The 25,721-nt window shown below is 68.4% G+C and carries 20 protein-coding genes and 4 pseudogenes; 17 read left to right on the forward strand and 7 right to left on the reverse strand.

Features of this window, described 5'->3' with window-relative positions; genetic code table 11:
- Positions 1 to 76 precede the first annotated feature (76 nt).
- Positions 77 to 904 (forward strand): helix-turn-helix transcriptional regulator, encoded by an 828-nt coding sequence (locus tag P3102_RS17305; RefSeq protein WP_276370547.1) that lies wholly within the window; start codon positions 77 to 79, stop codon positions 902 to 904.
- Between the two features lie 141 nt (positions 905 to 1,045).
- On the opposite strand, the gene P3102_RS17310 is transcribed toward P3102_RS17305, so the two are convergent.
- The 5 genes from P3102_RS17310 to P3102_RS17330 form a co-directional block, all read right to left on the reverse strand.
- The gene (locus tag P3102_RS17310) at positions 1,046 to 1,732 is read right to left on the reverse strand and encodes a hypothetical protein (protein WP_276370549.1); all 687 of its coding nucleotides are present in this window, start codon (positions 1,730 to 1,732) and stop codon (positions 1,046 to 1,048) included.
- Positions 1,733 to 1,825: 93 nt separating this feature from the next.
- Positions 1,826 to 2,737, reverse strand: a complete 912-nt coding sequence (locus tag P3102_RS17315; RefSeq protein ID WP_276370551.1) for a 3-methyladenine DNA glycosylase — start codon at positions 2,735 to 2,737, stop codon at positions 1,826 to 1,828.
- A complete protein-coding gene (locus P3102_RS17320) occupies positions 2,734 to 3,777 on the reverse strand; it encodes a hemolysin family protein (protein WP_276370553.1) in 1,044 nt (347 codons plus the stop codon). The genes P3102_RS17315 and P3102_RS17320 overlap by 4 nt, the downstream gene beginning before the upstream one ends.
- A complete protein-coding gene (locus P3102_RS17325; RefSeq protein WP_276370555.1) occupies positions 3,774 to 5,120 on the reverse strand; it encodes a hemolysin family protein in 1,347 nt (448 codons plus the stop codon). Before P3102_RS17325 ends, P3102_RS17320 begins: the two co-directional genes overlap by 4 nt.
- Before the next feature lie 157 nt (positions 5,121 to 5,277).
- Entirely contained in the window at positions 5,278 to 5,874 is a 597-nt protein-coding gene (locus P3102_RS17330; RefSeq protein ID WP_219152136.1) for a TetR/AcrR family transcriptional regulator, read from the reverse strand.
- A 202-nt stretch (positions 5,875 to 6,076) separates the two neighbouring features.
- Here P3102_RS17330 and P3102_RS17335 point away from each other — a divergent pair, with 202 nt between their 5' ends.
- The 5 genes from P3102_RS17335 (at position 6,077) to pip (ending at position 10,391) form a co-directional block, all read left to right on the forward strand.
- Entirely contained in the window at positions 6,077 to 6,475 is a 399-nt protein-coding gene (locus P3102_RS17335; RefSeq protein ID WP_276370557.1) for a hypothetical protein, read from the forward strand.
- Positions 6,476 to 6,486: 11 nt separating this feature from the next.
- On the forward strand, positions 6,487 to 7,104 hold the full coding sequence (locus P3102_RS17340; RefSeq protein WP_276371216.1) for a DUF3558 domain-containing protein: 618 nt from the start codon (positions 6,487 to 6,489) through the stop codon (positions 7,102 to 7,104).
- A gap of 2 nt (positions 7,105 to 7,106) precedes the next feature.
- Positions 7,107 to 8,504 carry a hypothetical protein gene (locus P3102_RS17345; protein ID WP_276370559.1) on the forward strand — a complete coding sequence of 466 codons (1,398 nt, stop codon included), beginning with the start codon at positions 7,107 to 7,109 and terminating at the stop codon, positions 8,502 to 8,504.
- A 24-nt stretch (positions 8,505 to 8,528) separates the two neighbouring features.
- Positions 8,529 to 9,260, forward strand: a complete 732-nt coding sequence (locus P3102_RS17350) for an ESX secretion-associated protein EspG (RefSeq protein WP_276371218.1) — start codon at positions 8,529 to 8,531, stop codon at positions 9,258 to 9,260.
- Between the two features lie 183 nt (positions 9,261 to 9,443).
- Positions 9,444 to 10,391, forward strand: coding sequence for a prolyl aminopeptidase (gene pip / locus P3102_RS17355; RefSeq protein ID WP_276370560.1), 948 nt, complete (start codon positions 9,444 to 9,446; stop codon positions 10,389 to 10,391).
- A gap of 46 nt (positions 10,392 to 10,437) precedes the next feature.
- Here the strand turns inward: pip and P3102_RS17360 are convergent.
- Positions 10,438 to 11,139 (reverse strand): annotated as a pseudogene (locus P3102_RS17360) (glutamate dehydrogenase); the annotation flags it as partial.
- On the opposite strand from P3102_RS17360, the pseudogene P3102_RS17365 reads away from it, so the two are divergent.
- The 9 genes and pseudogenes from P3102_RS17365 to P3102_RS17405 form a co-directional block, all read left to right on the forward strand.
- Positions 11,128 to 11,655 (forward strand): annotated as a pseudogene (locus P3102_RS17365) (LysR substrate-binding domain-containing protein); the annotation flags it as partial. The pseudogenes P3102_RS17360 and P3102_RS17365 sit on opposite strands and share 12 nt — an antisense overlap.
- Before the next feature lie 130 nt (positions 11,656 to 11,785).
- Positions 11,786 to 13,048: a glutamate-cysteine ligase family protein gene (locus P3102_RS17370; protein ID WP_276370562.1), complete on the forward strand. Its 1,263-nt coding sequence runs from the start codon at positions 11,786 to 11,788 to the stop codon at positions 13,046 to 13,048.
- The gene (egtB, locus tag P3102_RS17375; protein WP_276370564.1) at positions 13,045 to 14,394 is read left to right on the forward strand and encodes an ergothioneine biosynthesis protein EgtB; all 1,350 of its coding nucleotides are present in this window, start codon (positions 13,045 to 13,047) and stop codon (positions 14,392 to 14,394) included. The genes P3102_RS17370 and egtB overlap by 4 nt, the downstream gene beginning before the upstream one ends.
- A 5-nt stretch (positions 14,395 to 14,399) precedes the next feature.
- Positions 14,400 to 15,182, forward strand: a complete 783-nt coding sequence (gene egtC / locus P3102_RS17380; RefSeq protein ID WP_276370565.1) for an ergothioneine biosynthesis protein EgtC — start codon at positions 14,400 to 14,402, stop codon at positions 15,180 to 15,182.
- Entirely contained in the window at positions 15,179 to 16,156 is a 978-nt protein-coding gene (gene egtD, locus P3102_RS17385; RefSeq protein ID WP_276370567.1) for an L-histidine N(alpha)-methyltransferase, read from the forward strand. Before egtC ends, egtD begins: the two co-directional genes overlap by 4 nt.
- A gap of 46 nt (positions 16,157 to 16,202) precedes the next feature.
- A pseudogene (locus tag P3102_RS17390) lies at positions 16,203 to 16,622 on the forward strand (nitroreductase/quinone reductase family protein).
- A 159-nt stretch (positions 16,623 to 16,781) separates the two neighbouring features.
- Positions 16,782 to 18,389 carry an alpha/beta hydrolase gene (locus tag P3102_RS17395; RefSeq protein WP_276370569.1) on the forward strand — a complete coding sequence of 536 codons (1,608 nt, stop codon included), beginning with the start codon at positions 16,782 to 16,784 and terminating at the stop codon, positions 18,387 to 18,389.
- A gap of 244 nt (positions 18,390 to 18,633) precedes the next feature.
- A complete protein-coding gene (locus P3102_RS17400; RefSeq protein ID WP_276370571.1) occupies positions 18,634 to 19,341 on the forward strand; it encodes a nucleotidyltransferase domain-containing protein in 708 nt (235 codons plus the stop codon).
- A 307-nt stretch (positions 19,342 to 19,648) separates the two neighbouring features.
- Positions 19,649 to 20,080, forward strand: a pseudogene (locus P3102_RS17405) (MgtC/SapB family protein); the annotation flags it as partial.
- Between the two features lie 289 nt (positions 20,081 to 20,369).
- On the opposite strand, the gene P3102_RS17410 reads toward P3102_RS17405, so the two are convergent.
- Positions 20,370 to 23,180, reverse strand: coding sequence for an aconitate hydratase (locus P3102_RS17410; protein WP_276370575.1), 2,811 nt, complete (start codon positions 23,178 to 23,180; stop codon positions 20,370 to 20,372).
- A gap of 431 nt (positions 23,181 to 23,611) precedes the next feature.
- On the opposite strand from P3102_RS17410, the gene P3102_RS17415 reads away from it, so the two are divergent.
- The gene (locus tag P3102_RS17415; RefSeq protein WP_276370576.1) at positions 23,612 to 24,967 is read left to right on the forward strand and encodes an NlpC/P60 family protein; all 1,356 of its coding nucleotides are present in this window, start codon (positions 23,612 to 23,614) and stop codon (positions 24,965 to 24,967) included.
- Between the two features lie 2 nt (positions 24,968 to 24,969).
- Positions 24,970 to 25,512 carry an NTP transferase domain-containing protein gene (locus P3102_RS17420; RefSeq protein ID WP_276370578.1) on the forward strand — a complete coding sequence of 181 codons (543 nt, stop codon included), beginning with the start codon at positions 24,970 to 24,972 and terminating at the stop codon, positions 25,510 to 25,512.
- Positions 25,513 to 25,721: the final 209 nt, after the last annotated feature.

Consider the following 25,721-nt stretch of genomic DNA (forward strand, 5'->3'; position numbering starts at 1 on the left):
AACGATGTCGGCTGTCGGTGGGTCCCGTCGATTACGCGGGAGGTAATGGCGGCCCTTCGCCGGTGGCCGTAGGTTCGTGCTCGTGACGACCACAGTGACCGTGAGCCGCGCGGGCCGCCCCGTCGGCGAACTCCTCCGCGAATGGCGCGACCGCCGCCGGATCAGCCAGCTGGATCTCGCCATCTCGGCGGACATCTCCACCCGCCACCTGAGCTTCGTGGAGACCGGCCGTTCCCAGCCCAGCCGCGACATGGTGCTGCGGCTCGGCGAACATCTGGAGGTGCCGTTGCGGGAACGCAATCAGCTGCTGCTGGCCGCGGGTTACGCGCCCGCGTACGCGGAAAGCGGCCTCGGTGCCCCGGAAATGGCGGCGGTCCGCAAGGCGGTCCGCCAGCTCATGACCGGGCACGAGCCGTATCCGGCCGCCGTCGCCGACCGCTGGTGGAACCTGGTCGACGCCAACTCGAGCATCTCGATCATGACCGGTCTGGTCTCGCCCGTCTTGCTGACGCCACCGGTCAACGTCCTGCGGGTGACACTGCATCCGGAGGGGATGGCGCCCCATGTACTGAACCTGGGGGAGTGGCGGGCGCACCTGCTGGGCAGGCTGCGGCGGCAGGTGACCCAGACGGCGGATCCGGTCCTCACCGATCTCCTCGAAGAGCTGCTCGGCTACCCGTGTGCGGATCCCGTCCCCGAAGTGGAGGTCCCCGGCCCGGGCGACATCTTCGTCCCGTTGCGGTTGCGGCACGAGGGCACCGAGCTCACTTTCTTCAGCACGGTCTCCACCTTCGGGACGCCGTTGGACATCACGGTCGCCGAGCTGGTGATCGAATCCTTCTTCCCCGCCGACGCGGACACGGCGGAGTATTTGCGCGCGTACGCCGCGCGCGGGGAGCATTGACGCGGCCGATCACGCGAGTTACGTGTGCAAGCACGCGAGTTACGCCTTCGCCCCGGCCGGACCCGTTCTCTTCACGAGCTTGCAGGAACGGGAAAGGCCCCTCCCGAGCGGTGAAGGGGCCTTTCCCGTAAGTCCGAGGCCTCAGGTGGCCTTGATGCCCGCGGCGGCGAAGTCGGCCTGCTGGGCGGGCTGCTGCAGGAACTGCCGGAACGTCTGCGAGGCGCGCATCTGGACCTCGTCGATGTTCTTCCCGGCGAGCCCGACGAGCGGGTAGTCGGCCGAACGCGCCGTCGCGACCGACTGGGCGGGCGATCCGATCAACTCGGGCTTGGCGGTGTTCAGCTCGGTCACCCAGTAGGAGGACTCGGGGATCCAAGCGGCGGGAAGACCGCCGATGGCGTCCAGGTTGGTCCGGCCGACGAGGCCGTCGAGCACGGAGGCGGAGGGCAGCGCGTCGATCTGGATGAGCACACAGTGGTCGCGGACCACGGTCGCGGCGTTGTTCCACCGCTCGGCCGCCGCCCGGACCGGCTTCTCGATGCTGGGGGTGACGATGACCCGCATGGGGGTGTCGCCGGCGCTGCAGGCCTTGGCCTGGGCTTCGGCGCGGGTGTTGAGCTCCCCGTCCGCCCAGTTCCAGCCGAAGACGCCGATCGCGACCAGGACCAGGAGGACCAGGCAGGCGATGGGCCACTTGGCGATCCGTCGCCGCGGGGCCTTCTTCCCGACGATCCGGTGCGAACCGGTCGCCTCACCGCGACCTTGAAGCCGCTTCGGCGGATCGAGGGGATGCGGCACCGGCTCTTCGGCCACGCTGTGTCGCCCCATCGTTGTCCTTTCGAAACGTGCGCGCTCGCGCTGCGTATGCAACCAAACCGTTATCACTCTAACAGGGGAGGATGTTACGGGGAATGCGGCAACTCACAGTTGTTTTCCGCGTGTCGCGGGTGCCTTTTTCAACTCGGTCAGGAGTCGTTGGCAATGCGCTATCAGCTGCTCACGCAGCGGCGCGGCCCGGCGGGCGAAACCGGCCTGGGCGCGGGCGTACTCGGCCCGGCCCTCCGGGGTCTCGATGCGCACAGGTGAATACCCGAACTCGGCCAGATCGTACGGGCTGGCCCGCATGTCCAGCTCACGGATGTCCGCTGCCAGCGCGAAGCAGTCCCCGACCAGCTCGGCGGGCACGAACGGGTCGAGTTTGTACGCCCATTTGAAGAGGTCCATGTTGGCGTGCAGGCAGCCCGGCTGCTCGAACTCGATCTGGTTTTCTCGCTCCGGCCGCAGCGTGTTGCGTGGCCGGGCGGGTTCGGTGAAGAACCGAAAAGCGTCGAAATGTCCGCACCGGATCTCCAACGACTCCACGACGCCGTCGGTTCCGGTGGAGCCGAGCCGGAGCGGAAGTTGTGAGTGACGAACCTCATCCGCTGATTCCCGGTAAACCATTGCCCATTCGTGCAAGCCGAAACAACTGAGTCTCGGCGAGCGGGACGCCGTCGCGGAAAGCAGCCCGAGGACGAATTCGGCGGTCCTGGCCCGGCCCTCGGTGAAGCCCGCCGGATCCAGCATGACCCCGTCCGGTGTCTCCAGGTAACCCTTCCGCTCCAGGAACCGGCGCGCGGACGCGCCTTCGAGCAGGACATTCGGGCCCGGCTGCCAGCGTTCGACATGCCCGGGCCGGTGCGAGTAGTAGGTGAAGAGGAAGTCGAGCACCGGATGCTTCTCGCCCCGCGAGCGGCGGCGCTGGTGCGGGGTCGTCCAGCGCCGCATCCGCGTCACGTGCTCGTCCTCCCGTGCTCGCCACACGGGCTCGGGAAGAACGATCGGACCGGTCACGACATGACGTGGGTACCGTCGCGGACGGTTCCCACGTACTCCTCGACGAGGTCTTCCAGCGTGACGACGCCCACGGCGGTCCCCGCCGGGCTCAGCGCCCGCGCCAGATGACTGCCTTCCTTGCGCATCGCCGACAGCGCCTCGTCCAGCCGGGCGTCGGCGTGCAGTTCGGTCAGCGTCCGCGTCTTGTCCGACGGCACCACGGTGCTCGGGTCCTCGCCCACGAGGTCGAGGATGTCCTTCACGTGGATGTAGCCGGTCAGTGTCCCGTCCTCGGTGCATACCGGGAAGCGGGAGAACCCGGTCGAGGACACCGCACGCTCGACGTCGCCCAGCGTGGGCGAGCAGGGCAGTGTCGTCAGTTGTGCCTTCGGAACCAGGACGTCCGCCACCGTCTTCTCCACCGAAGAGAGCGTCTTGCTCAGCCGCTGGTGCTCGGAGTGCTCCAACAGCCCTTCGCGCCGCGACTCGCTGAGCAGTTCGGCGAGTTCGTCGGAGGTGTAGGCGGTTTCGAGTTCGTCCTTCGGCTCGACCTTGACCAACCGCAGCAGCGAGTTCGCCACGAAGTTCAGCAGCCAGATGAACGGGTTGGCGACCTTCACCCAGGCCACGTGGACCGGGACCAGCCACAGCGCCAGCCGCTCGGGCTCGGCGATCGCGAGGTTCTTCGGCACCATTTCGCCGACGAGGACGTGCAGGACGGTGATGAACGCCAGCGCGATCGCGAAGGAGATCGGGTGCAGCAGCACCTCCGGAATCCCGAACAGTTCGAAGAAGCCGGCCAGCCGGTGGGCGATGGCGGGTTCGCCGAGCCGCCCCAGCAACAGCGAGCAGATCGTGATGCCGAGCTGCGCGCCCGCGAGCATCAGGGAGACGTTCTTGCTCGCGTTGATGACGATTTGGGCACGGGTCTTTCCCTGCTCCAGCAGGGCTTCCAGCCTGTCGCGCCGCGAGGAGATCAGCGCGAATTCGGCACCGACGAAGAACGCGTTGGCCAGCAGCAGGACCACGACGAGGAAGATGTTGAACCAGTCGCTCATCGGGCGGGCTCCTGTTCGAAGGAGGTGGCGGTCTCGCTGACCCGGCGGACTTCGACCTCGGCGATGCGGAGACGGTCCATTTTGGTCACCGTGAGCCGCCAGGCGTCGAGCTCGGTGGCGTCGCCGGGGGAGGGGATCCGGCCGAGTTGCTCGAGAATCAGCCCGGCGATGGTCTCGTAGTCGCCGTCGGGCATCCGGAATCCGGTCTCGTCGGTGACCTCGTCGGCCCGAAGCTGTCCCGAAACGAGCCAGCTATCGGTGCCGACCCGCTGGGAAGACGGCGCTTCACGCTCGTCGTGTTCGTCGCGGACGTCGCCGATGATCTCTTCGACGACGTCCTCCAGCGTCACCAGCCCCGCGGTGCCGCCGTACTCGTCGACGACGATCGCGAGCTGGAACCGGGAATCACGCAGCCGGTTGAGCAGCGAGTCGCCCGGCAGCGATTCGGGCACCGTCGGGATCGGCCGCATGACCGAACCGATCCGCACGGTGGCACGCTGGGCGGCCGGGACGGTGAACGCCTGCTTGATGTGCACCGCGCCCTGTACGTCGTCGAGATCCTCGGTGTAGACCGGGAACCGCGAAAAGCCGGTGCGGCTCGAGATCTCGATGAGGTCCTTGATCGTGTCGTTCACGGTCAGCGATTCGAGTTGCACGCGCGGGGTCATCAGCTCGTCGGCCGTCCGCTCGCCGAAGCGCAGGGACTTGTCCAGCAGTTCGGCGGTCGACGTGTCGAGCGTGCCGCTTTCCGCGCTGGAGCGCACGATCGAGCCCAGTTCTTGCGGCGAACGAGCCGAACGCAGTTCCTCCTGCGGTTCGACGCCGAACTTGCGGACGAGGAAGTTGGCGCTGTTGTTCATCAGCGTGATGAGCCAGCGGAACAGCGACGAGAACCGCGAGTGGTACCCCGCGACGGCCCGCGCGGTCTGCAACGGCCGGGCGATCGCGAGGTTCTTCGGCATCATCTCGCCGAGGATCATCGACAGCGACGTCGCCAGCACCAGCGCCACGGCCAGCGACACGCCGTTCGCCACGCCTTCGGAGAACCCGATGGCGGTGAACAGCGGGTGCAGCAGGTCGCCGATCACCGGTTCCGCGAGATACCCGGTGATCAGGGTGGTGATGGTGATCGCCACCTGCGCGCCGGAGAGCTGGAACGAGAGCGTGCGGTGTGCCTTCTGCACGGTGAGCGCGCGCCGGTCGCCGACCTGGCGGACGTTCGCGTCGACCGTGCTGCGCTCGAGCGCGGTGAGGGAGAACTCGGCGGCGACCGCGAGACCGGTGCCGACGGTGAGCAGGAGGAACAGGAGAATGCCGAGCACGGCGAGCAGGACTTCCATCATTTCCTGCCGGCGGGATCGGCGGGAGAATCCGCGGAACAGCCGGGTGTGCCACCCGGCTCGATACTGTCACCAGGTGACTGCGCGTCGCGCACGAAAAGAGTCACTCCTCGATCGAAACCAGCGAATACCACCGCTGTACTGCGGCGATAGGACAATCTTAACGCGTTCCCCCGGCCGCGTGGGCGCGGTGCCGCCGCACGCTCTCCTCGACCAGGTCGAGCACCGGGCCGAGATCGTCCCCGGGCTGGCCCATCGCGAGGTGCGAGACGAGCCCTTCCAGGACGAGTTCGAGATACGCGGTCAGGACGTCGACGTCGACGTCGTCGCGCAGGATCCCGGCGTCGCGCTGGCGCAGCAGACGGCGGCGGGTCGCGGCGGTCAGCTGATGGGACCGCTCGGCCCAGCGGGCGCGGAACTCGGGGTCGGTACGCAGCCGCCGGGAGACCTCCAGCCGCGTGCCGAGCCAGTCGGCGGGATGCTCGCTGCGGTTCGTCAGCAGCTCACGCATCACCTGGACGAGGCCCTGCTCGGCGACGACGTCGGCCATGCGGACCGCGTCGTCCTCGGCCAAGGCCAGGAAGAGGGACTCCTTGTCGCGGAAATGGTGGAAGATCGCACCGCGGGAAAGACCCGTGGCTTCTTCCAACCGCCGGACAGTGGCCCCCTCGTAGCCATAACGTGCGAAACACACGCGAGAGCCGTCGAGGATCTGGCGCCGGCGTGCGTCGAGGTGATCCTGGCTGACCCGTGGCATCCTGGAATCCTGTCACCGGGAACCCGGTCAATGCAATCCGTACGTACGTACTGTGACCAGTTCGCGGGATGTTCGGCCGATCGGGGAACCGGCCGGGTTCGCAACACGTCCGACTACTCGGCCGGATCGGCTGACACGCCGTCCGCCGCTTGGCTACGCTTTGTCCGTCACGGTGCGTGAATGCTGAGGGGAAGGTGCGGGCGTGAACATCATCGACGACGCCGCGAGCGCGATCAAGGCCGTCTGGGGTGACCTCACCACGCCGAAGGAACCCACCGTTTACGGCGGTGGCGGCGGTGGTGGCGGCGGGTTCGAGATGAGCCCGGAGGAGCTGAAGACCGTCATCGGGCTGTGGCAGGACGAGCTGAAGAAGGTCGTCGACGACGGCGACAAAATCGGATTCATCTTGGATGACCTGATGCCGCCGGGACAGGACGAGGCCAGCGCCAGTTATGTGAACTCCGGTGTGGACTCCCTGTTGTCCCTGCAAAAGCAGAACGATTCGATGAAGGCTTACATCGAGGGCTACATCGAGAAGCTGGAGATCGCCCGCACGAAGACGATGGCGACCGACCAGGCCAACACTCTGCGTACGACCTGAGGATGCCGAACATGTTGAGGAATCGCGCCGCAGTGGCGGCGCTCGTGTTCGTTTCCGCCGCGGTCGCTGGTTGTACCGGGGAGACTTCTGGTACAGCTACGCCGACCCCGGGAACCTCGCCGTCATCGGCGTCTTCGGCTGCACCGGAGGATCCGAACGTCCCGAAGGTGGCCGATCCGCTGGACGCCTCGGCGTTCGTCGGCAACGTGTGCAAACTGCTTCCGCCCGCCGCAGTGACGGAACTGGGGTTCGCCGGGTCCGGTGATTCGAAGGGTGAAGGCAGCAATCCTGGTTGCAGCTGGCAGATTCGTGGCAAGGCCGACAGCCTGCTGATCATCCTCGGCAGCGGGAACCGGGAAAAGGGCATGGGCGGTCTGGCGGGCCTGCGCAAGGCCAAGGAAGCCGGACAACTGAGGTTCCTCGAGCCTGGCCCCGAAGTCGACGGCTATCCGACCGTTTATTACGGACTCCAGGACCGGCGAGCGGGCGGCAACTGCGATCTCGCGGTCGGCGTCGCCGACGACCTGGCGATCAGTGCGCATGCCGGGGGCTACGACAATGAACAGGAATCCTGCGGGAACGCGCAGAAGGCCGTGTCGGCCATGATCAAGACACTCAAGGTGGCATGAGGATGGACGGCAAACAGATCTACGAGAACTTCACCCAGGGCGACACCCGCAACCTGCGTTCCGCGGCCGATCGCGTCGCGGAACTCGCTGATGCCTATATCGAGCGCGGCATGGCCATCAAGTCCCTGCAGTCGCGGATGTCCTCCTCCTGGACCGGATCCGCCGCCGACGCGGCGAACGCCGGTGCGGGCCCGCTCGAGCAGGCCTTCAAGGAGACAGCGAGTCCGCTGTTCACCACGAAGGCTTCGGTCACCACGCAGGCCGACAGCTTCGACGATTCGGGGTCGTCCGTCGTCCCTGTGCCGCCGAAGCCGGACAAGCCCAATCCCTGGACCACCGGCCTGAAGGGCGCGATCCCGATCGCCGGGCCGTTCATGGTCAACAACGACATCAAGAACTACCAAGAAGGCGTCGCGAAGCACGAGGCGGCGAACCAGACCAACGTCCGTGTGATGGACCAGTACGATTCGGTCACCAGCAGCACGAGCTCCAGCCTGCCGACCGATTACGGCGTGCTGGAGAACGACGGCGCGAACGTCAGCGTGAAGACCCCTGGTGGACATCCTCCGATCGACCCCCCGCCGGTCATCCCGGTGAAGCCCGGCAGGAACGGCGGCGGTGACGACAACGACGGCACCGACACCAGCGGCACGGACGACAACGGCACCAGCCAAGGCCAGAACCAGAATCAGAACCAGAACAAGCCCGGTGCCGACCAGAACCAGGTCAAGCCGGGTGGCAATGACGATCGTCCGGTGAACCCGCGGGACAAGCCCGGCGGTGACACCAACATCACGACGCCGACCCGGAAGCCGGGTACGGGGGACACGACGCTCCCGTCCGGCGGTGGCCGGGGCAGGCCCGGGCCGACGACCGAGCTGCCGGGCAGGAACCCCGGAGGCGGACCCGGTGATTCGGACAACGTCATCGGCCTCCCCAACGGACCGGGCCAGAACCACAACCCCGGCGGCACCGGGCAGAACCCGCCCGGAGGCACCAGCGGGCGCAATGTTCCCGGGCCCAACAGCGCGGCGGGCAGGCTCCTCGGTGGCGAGGGCGGCACCGGTGGCCGCGCGGGTGGTCCTGGTGGACTTGGTGCTCCTGGTGCTCCTGGTGCTCCTGGTGCACCGAATTCCGGCGGTCTCGGCGCGGGCAAGGGTTCCGGCATGGGCTCCGGCATGGGCGGGCTCGGTGGTCTGGGTGGCGCCGACGTGGCCGGTGGCCGTGGTGGCGCTGGCCGCGGTGGCGCGGGCCAAATGGGCCCGATGGGGGCAGGTGGCAGGCGTGCCGACGGTGACGAAGACGACGAGCACCAGCGTCCCGACTACCTGATCGAGGCCGACCCCGACGCGATCTTCGGCACCGACCAGCGGACCAGTCCGCCGGTCATCGGCGAGTAGCGGATGACCGTCAGAACAGGCCGGGTGGACGTCCCGGTCGAAGCCTTGGCGGTGCTCGCCGAACGCGAACGCGTCGGCGACCTGCACATCACACTGCGCCCCGAGCCGCGCTGGCTGTCCAGGACGGCCCGCGCGGAGGCGGACAAGCGAGTGCAAGCGGCGTTGGCGCAAGCCGGGCTGCTGGATTCGAGCGGCCGCGCGTCGGTCGACTTCCTGGATTGGCTTCCGGTGCTCACGAAACCGGCCATCGAGTACTACGGCTGGGTGAACACCGGAGGCGAGACCTACGGCGTTCTCGCCGCTTCGCTGGGCCTGCAAGCGGTCCTGGCGGTGGCGTCCGGCGACTGGGTCGGGCTCCAGGAGATCGATCGACGGCGGCTGCCCGAAACGCTGATCGAGCAGTTGCCGCCCGTGCCCGCGGGCGGCGGCAGGCTTCGGACGGTCCGCGCGTACGAGCTCGAAGAGGCGGCCCGGCGCGGCCCGGACACGCATTCGCTGCCGCCGGTGATCGCGGACATCGTCAGCCTCGTGCAGCGGCCGGTCGAGGGGAGCGGCGAGCTCTACGTCGGCAAGCGGGACGAAGTCGGCAGGCATGTGGCGGTCGAGGATCCGCTCCACTTCGCCGACACCGACTGGGGCCGGTACCTCAGCTACACGACCGGGCAGGGCAAGGACGCGGTGGTCCATATCGGACCGGCCGGCCCGTCGGAACTGGCCGACGCGCTCCGGCACGTCTCGGGAACCCTGCCCGGCTAGGAGTCAGTCCTGTAAGACCGCTCCCGCACGCCCAGCCACAGCCAAGTACCTGAAGGCCCCTTTCCTTGCGTCTAGCACAAGGAAGGGGGCCTTCACGTACTTGAAGCACGCGCGCCCAGGCGCCCATCCCGGCTATTGTGACAGCGCTGTTGTATTTTCGGCGAGGTTTGGGAGGACGAGAAAGTGACACGGCTGTATCCGGAAATCGAACCGTACGACCACGGGATGCTCGACGTCGGGGACGGGCACCTCGTGTACTGGGAGGTCTGTGGGAACCCCGGCGGCAAACCCGCCGTCACGCTGCACGGCGGCCCGGGAACGGGGTGCGGTCCCGGACTGCGCCGCTACTTCGACCCGGCCAAGTACCGCGTCGTGCTGTTCGACCAGCGTGGCTGCGGCCGGAGCACGCCCCACGCGGGCGAGCCGGAGGCCGACCTTTCCGCCAACACCACCGACCACCTCCTCGCCGACATGGAGCGGCTTCGGGAGCATCTGGGCATCGAGAAGTGGCTGCTCTTCGGTGGTTCCTGGGGCTCGGTGCTCGCGCTCGTGTACGCCGAGCGGTATCCGGACCGGGTCTCGGAGATGGTCCTGATGGGCCTGGCCACCGGACGCCGGAGCGAGACCGATCTGCTCACCCGCGGCCTCGGTGGCGTTTTCCCCGAGGCCTGGGCCAAGTTCCGCGACGGTGTGCCCGAAAAGGACCGTGACGGCGACCTGGCGGCGGCGTACCTCGAGTTGCTGATGGACCCGGATCCGGCGGTGCACGGGAAGGCCGCGGCCGACTGGTGTGCCTGGGAGGACGCGATCGTCCCGACTTCCCCGCCGTACCAGAGTTTCGAGACGCCGGAGTTCCGGCTCGCGTTCGCCAGGCTGGTCACCCACTACTGGAGCCAAGGGTCCTTTTTGGACGAAGGCGTGGTCCTGCGGGAGGCCGGAAAACTGGCCCATATCCCGGCCGTGCTCGCCGAAGGAAGCCTCGACCTGGGCAACCTCATCGGCACCCCGTGGGAATTGGCGCACGCGTGGCCCGGCAGTGAGCTGGTGCTCATCGACGAGGTCGGCCACAGTACTCAGGACGAGCCGATGCGCGAAGTCCTCATCGGCGCGACGGACCGCTTCGCCTCCTGATCCACGTGAAGGTTCCTTCCCTCGGCTCATCCGAGGGAAGGAACCTTCAGGGGATCACGAGGGCGGTGGCGGCTTCCGGAACCCCGGCGGCGTCCGGATGGGTGGTCCCAGCGAGCCGCAGGCCGGTGGTGCGCGGGGCGATCCGGTCGAGGTTCCAGGAACTCAGCAGCAGTGCCACCTTCGCCCGCATCTCGGTCCGCAACCGCAGGAACGAATCGGCGGGATCGGCGCCGACCTTGCCGAGCAGCAGCCACCAGCCCACGCGGCCGCGCCGGCGTTGGCGACGAAGTCCGGGATCACCGGAATGCCACGAACCGCTAGAGCGGCTTCGGCGTCGGGTGTGGTCGCCACGTTGGCCACCTCGATGACGACCTTCGCCTTGACCAGGCCCTGGTTCCCGGCACGCAGCGCGTAGGAGATCGCCGCCGGGACGAAGATGTCGGCTTCCGTCGCCACGATCTCGTCGCGGGGTAGCAGGTGGACGTCGGCGGGGAGGCGGCCGCGGTCGATCTCGCCGTAGGAGTCACGCAACTCCAGCAGCGCGGGGATGTCGAGGCCCCCGGGCCGGTACAGCGTCCCGGCGGCGTCGGCGACCGCGACGACGGTTGCCGGCTTCGTGCGGATACCAGGCCGCGCGACCGCCCATCGTGCCGATGCCCTGCACAGCGACCGTGGTCTTCCCGACCGGCCACTCCCATGCGTCGGCGACACCCAGGCAGGCCTGTGCGACGCCGTAGACACCGCGGACGCGGTCCGGGACGGCGAGCTGGACCTGTCCTTCGTGATCGACTACTCCGACGCGCCGATGCCCTGGGACGCGGGTTTGGAGCGCGCGGTGATCGCGGTCGAACGGCTGCACGCCGCGGTACCCGCCGGCGCCGTCCCCACGGGCAGCGCCTCCCTGCTCGACCTGGCCGAACATCCGTGGATCCTCGCCGGCCCGAAGAGTCACTTCAGCCGTGCCGTGCGCGCCGCCTGCCATCGACACGGGTTCGAACCCAAGATCGACCACGAGGTCGAAGAACAGCCCACGGCGATGGCGATGGTCCGCGCCGGACTCGGGGTGACCCTCGTTTCGGATCTCGGGCTGGGCCTCCGGCCGCCGGGGCTCGACGTGGTCGCGTTGACCACACCGTTGCTCCGGACGGTTTCGATCGCCTACCGGACGACTTCGAAGCTGCGGCCCGCCTTGCGGCTGGTGGTCGAGGCGGTCCGCGACGCGGCTGCGGCGCTGGGGCTGGGCACCGAGCCCGCTTTGCCCTGATTCGTCCCGTCCTGAGAGGTGGGCCGCCGATCCTGCCCGGCGAGAACCGGCCTGAATTTGTCGGACCTCGCGTGTAGCGTCCGAAGTCGAGGTTCCTCATTGATCGGACAACCGACTGGACGGCGGAAAGATGACTACTGTTCATGATTTCCCCGAGAAGTCCGGGAGCGCGTCGAACGCGACGGCGAAGGTCCTCGCGGACCGCGCCGAGGGCGAGGCGTATGTGGCTTCCGTGTGCTTCAAGCACGGGCCACCGAGACTTCTCGGCGTAGAGCTGGAATTCATCGTGCACTACGCCGACGAGCCCGCCCGGCCGCTCGACCCCGACGATCTCGCCACCGCGCTCGGCCCGCACACCCCGCGGACACTGCGCCCCGACAGCCCCGCCCTCCCGCTTCCGGCAGGTTCACCACTGAGCCTCGAGCCCGGATGTCAGGTGGAGATCTCCGCTCAACCACAGACCACGCTGCGCCACCTGGACGCCGTCGTCTCGGCCGATCTGGCCCACCTCGAAAATCTTCTCGCCGCCCGCGGCCTGTACCTGGGGAACTCCGGGATAGACAGGTATCGCGCCCCCGCCCGCAAACTGGGCACACCGCGCTACGCCGCGATGGAACGCCGCTTCGCCCCCATGGGCCCCGGGGGCGTGACCATGATGTGCAGTACCGCCGGCCTGCAGGTCTGTGTGGACACCGGGGAAGCAGGCGACCTGGCCGGCCGCTGGGCCGCCGTCCACGCGCTGGGTCCGCCGTTGCTGGCCGCCTTCGCCAATTCCCGGGTCCACGCCGGACGCGACACCGGACACGCGTCCGCGCGCTGGCTGGCCGTGATGGGAACGGAAGACGTCCGCACCCGCTCGGCGGAACCGACCAGGGATCCGGCCGGGGAGTGGGCACGCAGGATCCTGGACACCCCGCTGATGGTCCTGCCCGGTCGCGACGGCCGCTGGGACGCGCCGGATTCCCTGACCTTCGCCGACTGGATCGACGGACGGGGCGAGGGGGCCCGGCTCGGCAGGCCGACCGAGGACGACCTGGCCTATCACCTGACGACTTTCTTCACCCCGGTCCGTCCACAAGGGTATCTGGAGATCCGCTACCTGGACGCCCAGCCCGCCGCCAAGTGGCTGCATCCGGTGGCGCTGGTGGCCGCACTTCTCGCACGTCCGTCCACCGTGGACAGAGTGCTCGAACTGTGCGAGCCCGTCGCGGGCCGATGGGAGTGCGCGGCCCGGTTCGGCCTGGCCGACCGGGCGATCGCCGCCGTGGCGAGCGAGGTGGTGGATCTCGGCTGTGCCGAACTCGGCACGACCGGTCTGCCGCCGGAGACCATCACAGAGATCAGCGAGGGTGTCCAGTCCCTCGTGCACGGTTCGAGGAGCCACCAGTCATGAGCGTGGAAAGCACCGAGACCGACCCGCTTCGCGCGCTGAGCCCGCAAGACCTGCGGGTCCACGCGGCCGAGGCGCTCACCAGGGCCCGCGAGCGCAGTGTCGCGTTGACGGACGTCGACGACGAAGAGCTGGTCCGCCAGCATTCGAAGCTGATGTCGCCGCTGGTCTGGGACCTCGCGCACATCGGCAGCCAGGAAGAGCTCTGGCTGGTGCGCGACGTCGGTGGCCGCGAGGCGCTCCGGCCCGACATCGACGACATCTACGACGCGTTCCAGCACGCTCGCGCGGATCGCCCGGAGCTGCCGTTGCTGGGCCCGCAGGAAGCCCGCAAGTACGTCCGCGAGGTCAGGGAGAAGTCCTTCGACATCCTGGAAACCGTTCCGCTGCAAGGCAGGCGGCTCACCCAGGACGCCTTCGCCTTCGGCATGATCACCCAGCACGAGCAGCAGCACGACGAGACGATGCTGGCCACGCATCAGCTCCGCACGGGTGATCCGGTGCTGCACGCGCCCGCCCCGCCGCCGTCGCGGTCCGGGCCGCTGCCCGCGGAGGTGCTCGTGCCCGGTGGCGCCTTCACCATGGGCACCTCCGCCGAGCCGTGGGCGCTGGACAACGAACGTCCCGCGCACGAGGTCGCGGTGGCGGCGTTCTTCATCGACACCACGCCGGTCACCTGCGGGGCGTACGCCGAGTTCCTCGACTCCGGGGGTTACGGAGATCCGAAGTGGTGGAGCGAACGAGGCTGGGCGTACCGCAGCGAGCACGGCATCGGCGCGCCGCGCTTCTGGAAGCGGGAACAGGACGGCTGGTGGCGGACGCGGTTCGGCGTCTACGAGAAGGTGCCCGCCGCGGAACCCGTCGTCCACGTTTCCTTCCACGAGGCCGAGGCGTACGCGGCTTGGGCCGGGCGGCGCCTGCCGACGGAGCAGGAATGGGAGAAGGCCGCCCGGTTCGATCCGGCGACCGGCCGTTCGCGCCGGTTCCCCTGGGGCGACGAGGAACCCACCGCCGAGCACGCCAACCTCGGGCAACGGCACCTGCGGCCCGCGGAGGTCGGCGCGTATCCGGCGGGTGTCTCGCCGCTGGGCGTGCACCAGCTGATCGGTGATGTCTGGGAATGGACCAGCAGCGGATTGGAGGCGTATCCGGGATTCGCCGCGTTCCCGTACAAGGAGTACTCGGAGGTGTTCTTCGGCGGGGACTACCGGATCCTGCGCGGTGGCTCGTTCGGCACGGACGCGGCGGCCATCCGCGGTACGTTCCGCAACTGGGATCATCCGATCCGGCGGCAGATCTTCTCCGGTTTCCGCTGTGCCCGGGACGCGCGGCCGAGCGAGGTGGGCTGAGCGGCATGTGCCGTCACCTCGCGTATCTCGGTGAGCCGCGTTCGCCTGCCGGGACGCTCTTCCACGTCCCGCATTCGCTGCTCGTGCAGTCCTACGCCCCCGACGACATGCGGGGCGGTGGCTCCGTCAACGCGGACGGGTACGGCCTCGGCTGGTACGCCGAAGGTTCCGAGCCGCTGAGGCTCCGCCGGTCCGCTCCCTTGTGGACGGACGGGGATCTGCCCGCGCTGGCCGGATCGGTTCGGTCGCACGCCTTCATGGCGGCGGTCCGGAACGGGACCACGGGGATGCCCGTGGTCGAGGCGGCGAACGCACCGTTCACCGGCGGTGGTTACCTCTTCAGCCACAACGGGCTGGTGCGGGGCTGGCCGGATTCGATGGCCGAGCTCGCCGCGAAACTGCCGATCACCCGTCTGCTCACCCTGGAGGCGACCACGGATTCGGTACTGCTGTGGGCGTTGCTGCGTGAGCGGCTCGAAGCGGGTGAAGACCCGCTCGCGGCCCTCACGTGGCTGACCGGAGTGGTCGAAGAGGCAGGGCCGGGTTCGCGGCTCAACCTCCTGCTGACCGACGGCCGGACGCTCATCGGGACCGCGTGGACGCATTCCCTGTCCTATCGGGACATGGGCGACGGTGTGCTCGTCGCCTCGGAACCGTGCGACGACGATCCCGGCTGGACTCCCGTTCCCGACCACCACGCCGTCCGGGTGACCGGCGCGGGCGTGGAAATCATCGCCCTGCAAGAAGACGCCGCCCTCGAAGCCGATCGGAGCCCTGAGGCACGATGACCGAAATCGACCTCGACGTACACCACAGCGAATCGGACATCACCGAGCAGTTGCGCGCGGACGTGCGCGCCGGCCTGGAGGCGGACCAGAAATGGCTGTCGCCCAAATGGTTCTACGACGCGCGTGGCAGCGACCTGTTCGAGAAGATCACCGCCCTTCCCGAGTACTACCCGACTCGCAGCGAACGGGAGGTGCTCGCCGCGCGCGGCGGCGAAATAGCCGAAAGCTCGGGCGCGCACACCTTGGTCGAACTCGGTTCCGGATCGAGTGAGAAGACCAGGCTCCTGCTCGACGCGCTGACGAACCACGGCACCTTGAAGGAGTTCGTCCCGCTCGACGTCTCCGAAACCGCGCTCGCCGAAGCCGCGGAAGCCATCACGGCCGACTACCCGTCCCTCGAAGTCCGCGGCGTGGTCGGCGATTTCACCCGGCATCTGGCGTTGCTGCCGGGTGACCGGCCGCGACTGGTGGTCTTCCTCGGCGGCACGATCGGCAACTTCCTGCCCGCCGACCGCGCCACCTTCCTGCGCTCGGTGCGCGAAGTGCTCGACGAAGGGGAGTGGCTCCTGCTCGGGACGGATCTGGTGAAGGACCGGGAAACGCTGGAGCGTGCCTATGACGACGCGGCCGGGGTCACCGCCGAGTTCAACCGCAACATGCTCCACGTGCTCAACAACGGCCTCGGCGCGAACTTCGACCCGGCCGCGTTCGACCACGTCTCGTATTGGGACGAGGAGAACGAATGGATCGAAATGCGCCTGCGTGCCCGTGCCCCGCTGACCATCGACATCCCCGGTGCGGATCTGCGGGTGAAGTTCGCCGAGGGCGAGTACGTGCGCACGGAGATCTCCGCGAAGTTCCGGCGGGAGGGAATCGCCGCGGAACTGGCCGAAGCCGGTTTCTCGGTGGAGAAATGGTGGACGGACTCGGAATCGCGGTTCGGCGTGAGCCTGGCGAAATCTGTCCGCGGCTGACCCTCTCACGGCGCCCGCCCGCGTGCTCGGCACGAAACGGTGGCCGATGAAGCTCGCGGGCGGGATCATCCGGTTGGACAAGAGACTCCACCGTCTGTTCCAGGGGAAGGTGAGCCTGGTCGCGCTGGCCGGGTTCACCTTTCCTTCGGCTGACCACCACCGGCCGTGAGAGCGGGCTTTCCCGCGCTACCAACCTCCTTCACTTCCCGCACGGGAGAGGTTCGTGCTCGTCGGCTTCAGTCGGGGGAGGCCGAAGGATTCCGCGTGGACACACCACCCGCGCGCGTGTCCCGACGCGGTCGTCGCGGTGGCGGGCAAGGAGATCCCGGTCAGGGCCAGGGAACTCCTCGGCAGCGAGTACGAAGCGAGGGGGAAACCGTTGCTGGACTTCTGGCCCGGTTACTCCATGGCGGAGCGGACCGCTCGCCGTGTGTCGCCGAATTTCGAGTTGAAGGCCACCAACTGACCGGCTCGTACCATCCTTTCGGCCGGTGACTGGATTACCGGCTTGTGCGAGGCTCGCTTGGTGTCACGCGCCGTGACGTCGGTGGCGCACCGCGCGACGTGATCCGTCACGTCGCCAGCCGAGGGAGGAGTCGTTTTGCCGAGATCCACAAGGAGGCCGGTGCGCGGTTTCGCACTGGTAGGGGCACTCGTGGCCGGCGCCGCGTTGACCGGTGCGGCCGGGACGGCGGTCGCCGCACCGGAAGCCGGGCCGCCCGCGGCCCAGGTCGGCGTGACGGCGCCGGTCGACTGGGGTGCCTGCACGGCGGACCAGCTCCGCGGTGTTCCCGCCGACCAGGTCAAGTTCTACAGCTGCGCGCGGTATCGCGTGCCGATCGACCACGACAACGCGGCGCTCGGCACCATCGACATCGCGATGCTGAAGCGGGCGGCGAAGACGCCCGACAAGAAGGTCGGCTCGCTGTTCCTCAACCCGGGCGGCCCAGGTGGCTCCGGATTCCGGATGCCGATCGGCGCGGCGAACTACTTCCAGCCACAGGTGCTGGACCGGTTCGACCTGATCGGGTTCGACCCGCGCGGGGTCGGCGCCAGCAACCCGCTCAAATGCTTCACCACGCAGGAGGACGCGAACGACGTCTTCGCCGCGCAGATTCCCGTGCCGTTGTCGCGGCAGGAGATCTCCGGCACGCTCGCGTCGTACCGCGACTACGGCCGGTTCTGCAAGAACAACGCCGGTGCGTTGCTGAACCACATGTCCACCAAGGACGTCGTGCGTGACCTCGACAAGATGCGGGCCGCCGTCGGCGACCGGAAGCTGACCTTCGTCGGCTTCTCGTACGGCACCTTGATCGGATCGACGTACACGTCGATGTTCCCGAAGCAGAGCCGCGCGATCGTCATCGACGGCAACGTCGACCCGGCACTGCGCACCAGCGACGGCGTGCAGTACGACCGCGAGCGTGCTCGCGGGTTCGAGATCGCGCTGGACGCCTTCCTGCGCAAGTGCGCGCAGGTCGGGCCGAAGTGCTCCTTCAGCTCGGGCACGCCGCGGGAGAAGTTCGACGAGATCCGTGATCACCTGCGCCGGCAGCCGATCAAACTGCCGGACGGGAGCAGCTACGACATCAACGCCTTCACCGGCACGGTGGCCGGGGTGCTGTATTCGCCGACGTCGTTCCCGCCGCTGGCCGACGACCTGCAGGCGCTGTACAACGTCGTTCACCCGCCCGCGGTGCAGACGCAGACGGCGCAGGCCGTCGAGCTGAAGGTGCTGCGGTCGGGAGCGAGCGGACGCGCGGACGTGAACCCGGACAGCCCGTATGTCGGCGACGACTCCTACTTCGCCGTGAACTGCTCGGACAAGAAGATCACGATCAAGCAGGACAAGGTCCCGGCCATCGCCGCGAAGTGGGAGAAGGAATCACCCACTTTCGGTCGCTACCAGGCGTTCTCGGACGTGGCGGGCTGCCCGGTGTGGCCGGTGAAGAAGCCGGACGTCTACCGTGGCCCGTGGCAGGCCAAGACCGACACCCCGGTCCTGGTCGTCGGCAACTACTACGACCCGGCGACCCAGTACCTGTTCTCGAAGCGGATGGCCGACCAGCTGGGGAACGCCCGGCTGCTTTCGGTCGACGCCTTCGGGCACTGCATCCTGGGCGACTCGCTCGGGGTGGACAAGGCGACGGCCGACTACCTGATCGACCTGAAGGTCCCGGCCAACGGCCAGGTGTTCCAGCCGAACGTCCAGCCGTTCGAAACCACTGCCTGATTCCCGGCTCGTGAACCCGAAGGCCACCGTCGCGACGGTGGCCTTCGTGGTGTCCGGGGACCGGTCCCGGACACCTCGTCCTAGGGTTTCCGACGGGGAGGCCGGATCCCCCGGACGGGATTCCGGTTCGGGTGCCCGGGTGGGTAACCAGGGCACCGGCTACGGCCGAGTCGCGGCGCCGGTGTGCCTGGCTCGCCCCGCTCCGACCGGCGCCGGAAGCCGCCCGCTGGGGCATGCTGGTCGAATGGATCCCGTTCGCACCGCCCGCGATCTCGTCACCGCTCGCTTTCCCGGCGCACGCGCCGCGATTCTGGGCGGAAGCGCGAACACCGTGCGCCGCACACCGTTCTCGGATCTCGACATCGTCGTGTTTCTCGACGGCCCGCCCGCGCCGTACCGCGAGACGACCGAGCACGAGGGCCTGCCGGTGGAGTGGTTCTGCCACACCACGGACTCCTACGCCGAGTTCGTCGAGTGGGAGACGGCGAACCGGCGTTCGCCCTTACTGCACATGTGCGGCGAAGGTGTCGTGCTGCTCGACAGGAACGGCTCGGGTCACCGGACGCGCGAGGACGCCCTGGCGCGGTTGAGCGCCGGGCCTCCTCCGCTTTCCCGCGCCGAGCTGGAAGATCGCCGTTACGGGCTCACCGGTCAGCTGGACGATCTCGCCGGCGCGGACGATCCCGACGAACTGCTCTTCATCGCCGACAGGCTGCTGATCACGGTGGCCGAGTTGATCCTCGTCGCGGGAGGACGGTGGCGCTCACACGGCAAGTGGTTGCTCAGACGCCTCCGGGAAGCCGAGCCGGAGATCAGCCGCCGCCTTCTGCGTGGATACCGGCAGGTGGTGTGCCAGGGCGAACCCGCACTGCTCCAGCAGGTCGCCACCGGTGTCCTCGACGATCTCGGCGGCCGTCTCCACCCGGGCTATCGCCGAGCCGCTTCCCGCTAGGTCGAGTGTCGACGTTCGCGTAGCTGTCCAGACCGTCGTCCGTGGCGTACGCGTCCTCGACGCCGACCCGGCCCAGCGCCGGCTACGTGACACGATCCACGCCGCGTTCGGGTCGCCCGGTGGTAGAGTCCCGAAGGTTGATCAACACCGATCGAGTACGAAAGCGAGGTGAGCGGCACATGCCGGAAGACAGTTCTGGATCGACCGGAAGTGGTCGCCGTTCACCCGCGCCCGCGGTGCGCTGACCTTCTCCGGTCTCCTTCCCCTGTCTGGCTTTGTGTACGCACGCCAGAAAAGAGCCGGAATCATGAACACCTTCGAAATGCTGCTCAGGGTCGGCACCGGCGTCGGCCTCGGCGCCGTCATCGGCATCGAGCGCCAATACCGCGCCCGGATGGCCGGACTCCGCACCAACGCCCTCGTCGCCGTCGGCGCGACCCTCTTCGTCCTGTTGTCCGCCCACGGCTTCGGCGGGCTGAACACCAGCGGCGACGTCGACCCGACGCGCGTCGCCGCCCAGATCGTCTCCGGTATCGGCTTCCTCGGCGCCGGGGTGATCCTGCGGGACGGGCTGAACGTGCGCGGACTCAACACCGCGGCCACACTGTGGTGCTCGGCGGCCGTCGGTTCCCTCGCGGGAGCGGGACTTTACGTCGTCGCGCTGGCCGGGACGGTGGTGATCGTCGGGGTCAACGTGTTGTTGCGCCCGCTCGGCGGCGTCGTCGACCGCCGGCCGGAGCACCGGGCGGAATGCGCGGAGCGGGAAGACCGCGAGACCGCCGAAAATCGGCCGGGGTAAGCCGCGAAAGCGACTCTGACAATTCTTCACCTGGCGAAAGTGGTTATCGCAACGTCTCCTCCGGCCGATCCGCACAGGGCAGCGGATGGAAGGACATGAAGGCCCCCTTCCTGTACCTAGGCGCAAGGAAGGGGGCCTTCATGTCCTGGGGAAGGTGTGGTGCGGTACCGGAGAATGCGAAAGGCCCCTTTCCCCGAAGTGCGGGGAAAGGGGCCAGCGCGGAAAGTGCCTACGCCTGGGTCATCTTGCGCAGGACGTACTGCAGGATGCCGCCGTTGCGGTAGTAGTCCGCCTCACCAGGGGTGTCGATGCGGACGTCCGCGTCGAACTCCACCTGGGTGCCGTCGGTCTTCGTCGCGGTGACGTGAACCGTGCGCGGGGTTTCGCCGTCGTTCAGCTTCGTGATGCCCGAGATGTCGAACGTCTCGGTGCCGTCGAGGCCGAGCGACGAGGCCGACTCGCCCGCCGGGAACTGCAGCGGGATGACGCCCATGCCGATCAGGTTCGACCGGTGGATGCGCTCGAACGACTCGGTGATCACCGCACGCACACCCAGCAGCGAGGTGCCCTTGGCCGCCCAGTCACGGGAGGAACCGGAGCCGTACTCCTTGCCGCCGAGGACGACGAGCGGGATGTTCCGCTCCGCGTAGTTCTGCGCCGCGTCGTAGATGAACGCCTGCGGGGCGTCGTCCTGGGTGAAGTCGCGGGTGTAGCCACCCTGCACGTCGTCCAGCAGCTGGTTGCGCAGCCGGATGTTCGCGAAGGTGCCGCGGATCATGACCTCGTGGTTACCACGACGCGAGCCGTAGGAGTTGAAGTCCTTCTTCTCCACGCCGTGCTCGGTCAGATACTGCGCGGCCGGGGTGCCCGGCTTGATCGCGCCGGCGGGGGAGATGTGGTCGGTGGTGACCGAGTCGCCCAGCTTCGCCAGCACGCGCGCGCCGGAGATGTCGGTGACCGGGGTGGGCTCCGCCTGCATGCCCTCGAAGTACGGGGGCTTCCGGACGTAGGTGGACTCCGCGTCCCAGTCGAAGGTCTTGCCCTCGGGGGTCGGCAGCGACTTCCACCGCTCGCCACCGTCGAAGACGTCGGCGTAGTCCTTGGTGAACATCTCCTGCGTGATCGCGTAGTCGATGGTCTCCTGGATTTCCTGGGCCGACGGCCAGATGTCCTTCAGGAAGACGTCGGTGCCGTCGGTGTCCTGGCCGAGCGGCTGGTTCTCGAAGTCGAAGTCCATCGTGCCGGCGAGCGCGTAGGCGATGACCAGCGGCGGCGACGCGAGGTAGTTCATCTTCACGTCCGGGTTGATGCGGCCTTCGAAGTTCCGGTTGCCCGAGAGCACCGAAACCGCGGTGAGGTCGTTGTCCTGGATCGCCGCGGAGATCTCGTCCGAGAGCGGGCCCGAGTTGCCGATGCACGTGGTGCAGCCGTAGCCGACCAGGTGGTAGCCCAGCTTCTCCAGGTACGGCCAGAGGCCGGCCTTGTCGTAGTAGTCGGTGACGACCTGCGAACCCGGCGCCATCGAGGTCTTGACCCACGGCTTGACCGCGAGGCCCTTGTCGACCGCGTTCCGCGCGAGCAGCGCCGCGCCGAGCATGACCGACGGGTTGGAGGTGTTGGTGCAGGAGGTGATCGAGGCGATCACCACGGCGCCGTGATCGAGGACGAACTCGCCGCGGTCCGGGGTGCTGACCTTGACCGGGTTGGTCGGGCGGCCGCTGTGCCCGTTCGCCGCCGACTGGAGGTCGACCGCGCCCTCGTCCTTGAAGGAAAGGGCGGCCGGGTCGCTGGCCGGGAAGGACTCCTCCACGGCTTCGTCGAGGTTGGTGTGCGGGGCGTCCTTGTCGCCGCCGACGTAGTCGTGGATGGACTTGCGGAACGAGTTCTTCGCGTCGGTGAGCTCGATGCGGTCCTGCGGGCGTTTCGGGCCGGCGATCGACGGGACGACCGTCGACAGGTCCAGCTCGATGTACTCGGAGTACTCCGGCTCGTGCGACGGGTCGTGCCAGAGGCCCTGCTCCTTGGCGTAGGCCTCGACGAGCGCGACCTGCTCCTCGGAGCGGCCGGTGAGCTTGAGGTAGCGGACGGTCTCCTCGTCGATCGGGAAGATCGCCGCGGTGGAGCCGAACTCCGGGCTCATGTTGCCGATGGTGGCGCGGTTGGCCAGCGGCACCGCGCCGACGCTCTCGCCGTAGAACTCGACGAACTTGCTGACCACACCGTGCTTGCGCAGCATCTCGGTGATGGTGAGCACGACGTCGGTGGCGGTCACCCCGGTCGGGATCTCGCCGGTGAGCTTGAAGCCCACGACGCGCGGGATGAGCATGGAGACCGGCTGGCCCAGCATGGCGGCCTCGGCTTCGATGCCGCCGACACCCCAGCCCAGCACGCCCAGGCCGTTGACCATGGTGGTGTGCGAGTCGGTGCCGACGCAGGAGTCGGGGTACGCCTGGCCGTTGCGGGCCATCACCGTGCGCGCGAGGTGCTCGATGTTGACCTGGTGCACGATGCCGGTGCCCGGCGGGACGACCTTGAACTCGTCGAAGGCGCCCTGGCCCCAGCGCAGGAACTGGTAGCGCTCGCGGTTGCGCTCGTACTCGATCTCGACGTTGCGCTCGAAAGCGTCGGCGCGGCCGAAGACGTCGATGATGACCGAGTGGTCGATGACCAGCTCGGCGGGGGCGAGGGGGTTGACCTTGTCCGGGTCGCCGCCGAGGTCGGTGACGGCCTCGCGCATGGTGGCGAGGTCGACGACGCAGGGCACGCCGGTGAAGTCCTGCATGATCACGCGGGCGGGCGTGAACTGGATCTCGATGGACGGGTCGGCCTTGGCGTCCCAGTCGCCGAGCGCGCGGATGTGGTCGGCGGTGATGTTCGCGCCGTCCTCGGTCCGCAGCAGGTTCTCGAGCAGGATCTTCAAGCTGTAGGGAAGGCGCTGGGAGCCCTCGACCTTGTTCAGGCGGAACACCTCGTAGGAGGCGTCGCCCACCTTCAGCGTGTCTTTGGCGCCGAAGCTGTCCTTGCTGGCGGGTGCGGTCACTTCTAACTCCAGTGGCGGGTCAGTTCGGTGAGTTCTCCAGGCCGTTCGGGCCGGCCGGGAGCGAGTCTTGCGCACCCCCACCGTAGGTCCGGCCGCGGGATGGCACACCTCGTTCGTCCTTTCAAACAGTACGCCTGTCCTTTTTGACATTCAAGTCGCCCCCGGGGTGGGGTCTTTTTCCGCTCACTTTGACATTCAAGTCGCCCCCGGAGTTCCGGTTCCCTTCCGCTCCCTCCGGGAAGCAAGCCAGCACGCGGGTCGTGAAGGTCTCACCGACCTGCGGCCGTTCGAGTGGCGAAACGTTCGTCTGTTCGTCCCCCGTTGAGGGGAATTGGTGCCTACGGTGTGTAAGTTTCCGGTGGTGCTTCTGGTATAGCTGTGACGGCAGGGGCACAGTGAGTCATCGATCAAGATCAGGAGGCGGGCGAATCGTGCGTGGTGAAGCCGGGTTCGGGACGCGTGCCCGCCGTGGCATGACCATCGGCGTGCTCGCCGCCGCCCTGTTGCTGGGGGTGACGGGCACGGGGCTCGCGGTTCCCCCGCCCCCGCCGAACCCCAGCGACTCCCAGATCGACTCCAGCAAGGCCGAGGCCAACGCCAAGGCCGGTGACGTCGGCAGGCTCACGAACCAGCTGGCCCAGGCCGAGTCCAAGCTCGCCCAGCTCAACGACGCCGTCGAGCTGAAGATGGAAGAGGCCAACAAGGCGAGGGTCGACGCGGAGAGCGCGCAGGACGAAGCCGCCCAGGCCGATCGTGAGGCACAGTCCGCGCGCACCGAATCCGACGCCGCGCAGGCGACCATCGACAAGGCCCGCGCCGACCTCGACAGTTTCGCCGCAGCCAGCTTCCAGCAGGGCAGCACGGTCGGCTCGGTGTCGGCGTACCTGACCGCCAACAGCCCGAAGGAACTCCTCGGCCGCGCCCAGATGCTCGACGCGGTCGGCGGCAGCAGGCTCAACGCGCTCGACACGATGAAGCGCGCGCAGACGGACAAGTCCAACAAGGACGCGACCGCCCGCAAGAAGCTGGAGATCGCGCAGGAGCGCAAGCGCGCGGCCGACGCGGCCGAACGCGAGGCCGACAACGCGCGGAGCGCCGCGCAGCACGCGCAGGACACCCAAGCCACACAGAACCAGAAGCTCGAAGCCGACAAGGCGAGCGTCGAGAAGCAGCTCTTCGAAGCGCAGCAGAAGGTCAGCGGCCTGCAGGGGCAGCGGCAGCGTTACGAGGACTGGAAGGCGCAGAAGGCCCGCGAAGACGAGGAACGCGCCCGTCAGGCAGCGCTCGCCGCGTCGAGGCCTGGCCCCAGCGAGGGCGGGGACGGCCGTCCGACGGCCAGGCCCGTCCAGTCGGCGCCCGCCGGGGCGAGCGTCGAAGCCGTCATCCGGCGGGCACTGTCGCAGCTCGGCGTGGTCTACGCCTGGGGCGGTGGCAACACCGGCGGTCCGACGCGTGGTATCCGCGACGGTGGCACGGCCGACCGTTACGGCGACTACAACAAGATCGGCTTCGACTGCTCGGGCCTGATGATCTACGCCTTCGCCGGAGTGCGGTCGCTCCCGCACTACAGCGGCTACCAGTACAACACCGGGCGGAAGGTGCCGCTCTCGCAGATGCGCCGCGGCGACCTGCTCTTCTGGGGCGGCAGCGCGCGAGGCATCCACCACGTCGCGATGTACCTCGGGAACGGGCAGATGGTCGAGGCACCGCAGTCGGGCCTGCGGGTCCGCGTCGCGCCGGTGCGCTACGGCGGCATCATGCCGTACGCGATCCGCTTGATCGGCTGAGCGTGTCTCACGCGGGGATCGTGCTGGCGGGCGGCGCCGCGCGCCGTCTGTCCGGGGTGGACAAACCCGCGCTTCCCGTCGGGGGGAAACCGTTGCTGGCCAGGGCGCTGGCCGCGCTCGAGGACGCGGATCCGGTGATCGTCGTCGGCCCCGAACGGCCGGGTTTCGGCGACGTCGTCTGGACTCGGGAAGCTTCGCCCGGCACCGGACCGGTGGCCGCGCTGGCCGCGGGACTCGCGTTGGTGCGCACGGAGATCGTCGTGGTGCTCGCCGGTGACCTCGCGGGTGTCCGGAAGTCCACTGTGGATCGACTGGTGGCCTCGCTCGGTGGCGCCTCGGGCGCGGTTCTTCTCGACGGTTCGGGGGAACGTCAGTGGCTGCTCGGCGCCTGGCGTGCGGAGGCGCTGCGCGCGGTGTTGCCGGAGACGGTGGAGAACGCCTCGCTGCGCCGGACGTTGGGTGGGCTGAACATCGTCGAGGTGCCCGAGGAGCCGGGCGAGAGCGACGACATCGACACCCCGGAGGATCTGGACCGGTTCTCTTAGCGGCCGGTGAGCCCGCAAGGTCGGTGAAGGCGAGGGCGGTAGGGCCGCGGCGTACGAAGTACATGAAGGCCCGTACCCGTACCCAGTCGGGCACGAGGGGGTGCCGGGTTCGGTGGTGGATCGGTCGCGCCGCCGACACCGGCCATGCCTGCAACTCCTTCAACACCGGCATGGACTCCCGACGCGAACACACTCGGCACAAGCAAAGG

Source organism: Amycolatopsis sp. QT-25 (assembly GCF_029369745.1).
In the GTDB taxonomy this organism is placed as follows: Bacteria; Actinomycetota; Actinomycetes; order Mycobacteriales; family Pseudonocardiaceae; genus Amycolatopsis.

What these genes read in the sequence shown, in the direction of transcription:
- egtC (WP_276370565.1), top strand. Translation starts at nt 14,400, where the DNA reads ATGTGCCGTCACCTCGCGTATCTCGGTGAGCCGCGTTCGCCTGCCGGG.
- P3102_RS17370 (WP_276370562.1), top strand. Translation starts at nt 11,786, where the DNA reads ATGACTACTGTTCATGATTTCCCCGAGAAGTCCGGGAGCGCGTCGAAC.
- egtD (WP_276370567.1), top strand. Translation starts at nt 15,179, where the DNA reads ATGACCGAAATCGACCTCGACGTACACCACAGCGAATCGGACATCACC.
- egtB (WP_276370564.1), top strand. Translation starts at nt 13,045, where the DNA reads ATGAGCGTGGAAAGCACCGAGACCGACCCGCTTCGCGCGCTGAGCCCG.
- P3102_RS17320 (WP_276370553.1), bottom strand. Translation starts at nt 3,777, where the DNA reads ATGAGCGACTGGTTCAACATCTTCCTCGTCGTGGTCCTGCTGCTGGCC.
- P3102_RS17330 (WP_219152136.1), bottom strand. Translation starts at nt 5,874, where the DNA reads ATGCCACGGGTCAGCCAGGATCACCTCGACGCACGCCGGCGCCAGATC.
- P3102_RS17325 (WP_276370555.1), bottom strand. Translation starts at nt 5,120, where the DNA reads ATGATGGAAGTCCTGCTCGCCGTGCTCGGCATTCTCCTGTTCCTCCTG.
- P3102_RS17400 (WP_276370571.1), top strand. Translation starts at nt 18,634, where the DNA reads ATGGATCCCGTTCGCACCGCCCGCGATCTCGTCACCGCTCGCTTTCCC.
- P3102_RS17340 (WP_276371216.1), top strand. Translation starts at nt 6,487, where the DNA reads ATGTTGAGGAATCGCGCCGCAGTGGCGGCGCTCGTGTTCGTTTCCGCC.
- P3102_RS17310 (WP_276370549.1), bottom strand. Translation starts at nt 1,732, where the DNA reads ATGGGGCGACACAGCGTGGCCGAAGAGCCGGTGCCGCATCCCCTCGAT.
- P3102_RS17345 (WP_276370559.1), top strand. Translation starts at nt 7,107, where the DNA reads ATGGACGGCAAACAGATCTACGAGAACTTCACCCAGGGCGACACCCGC.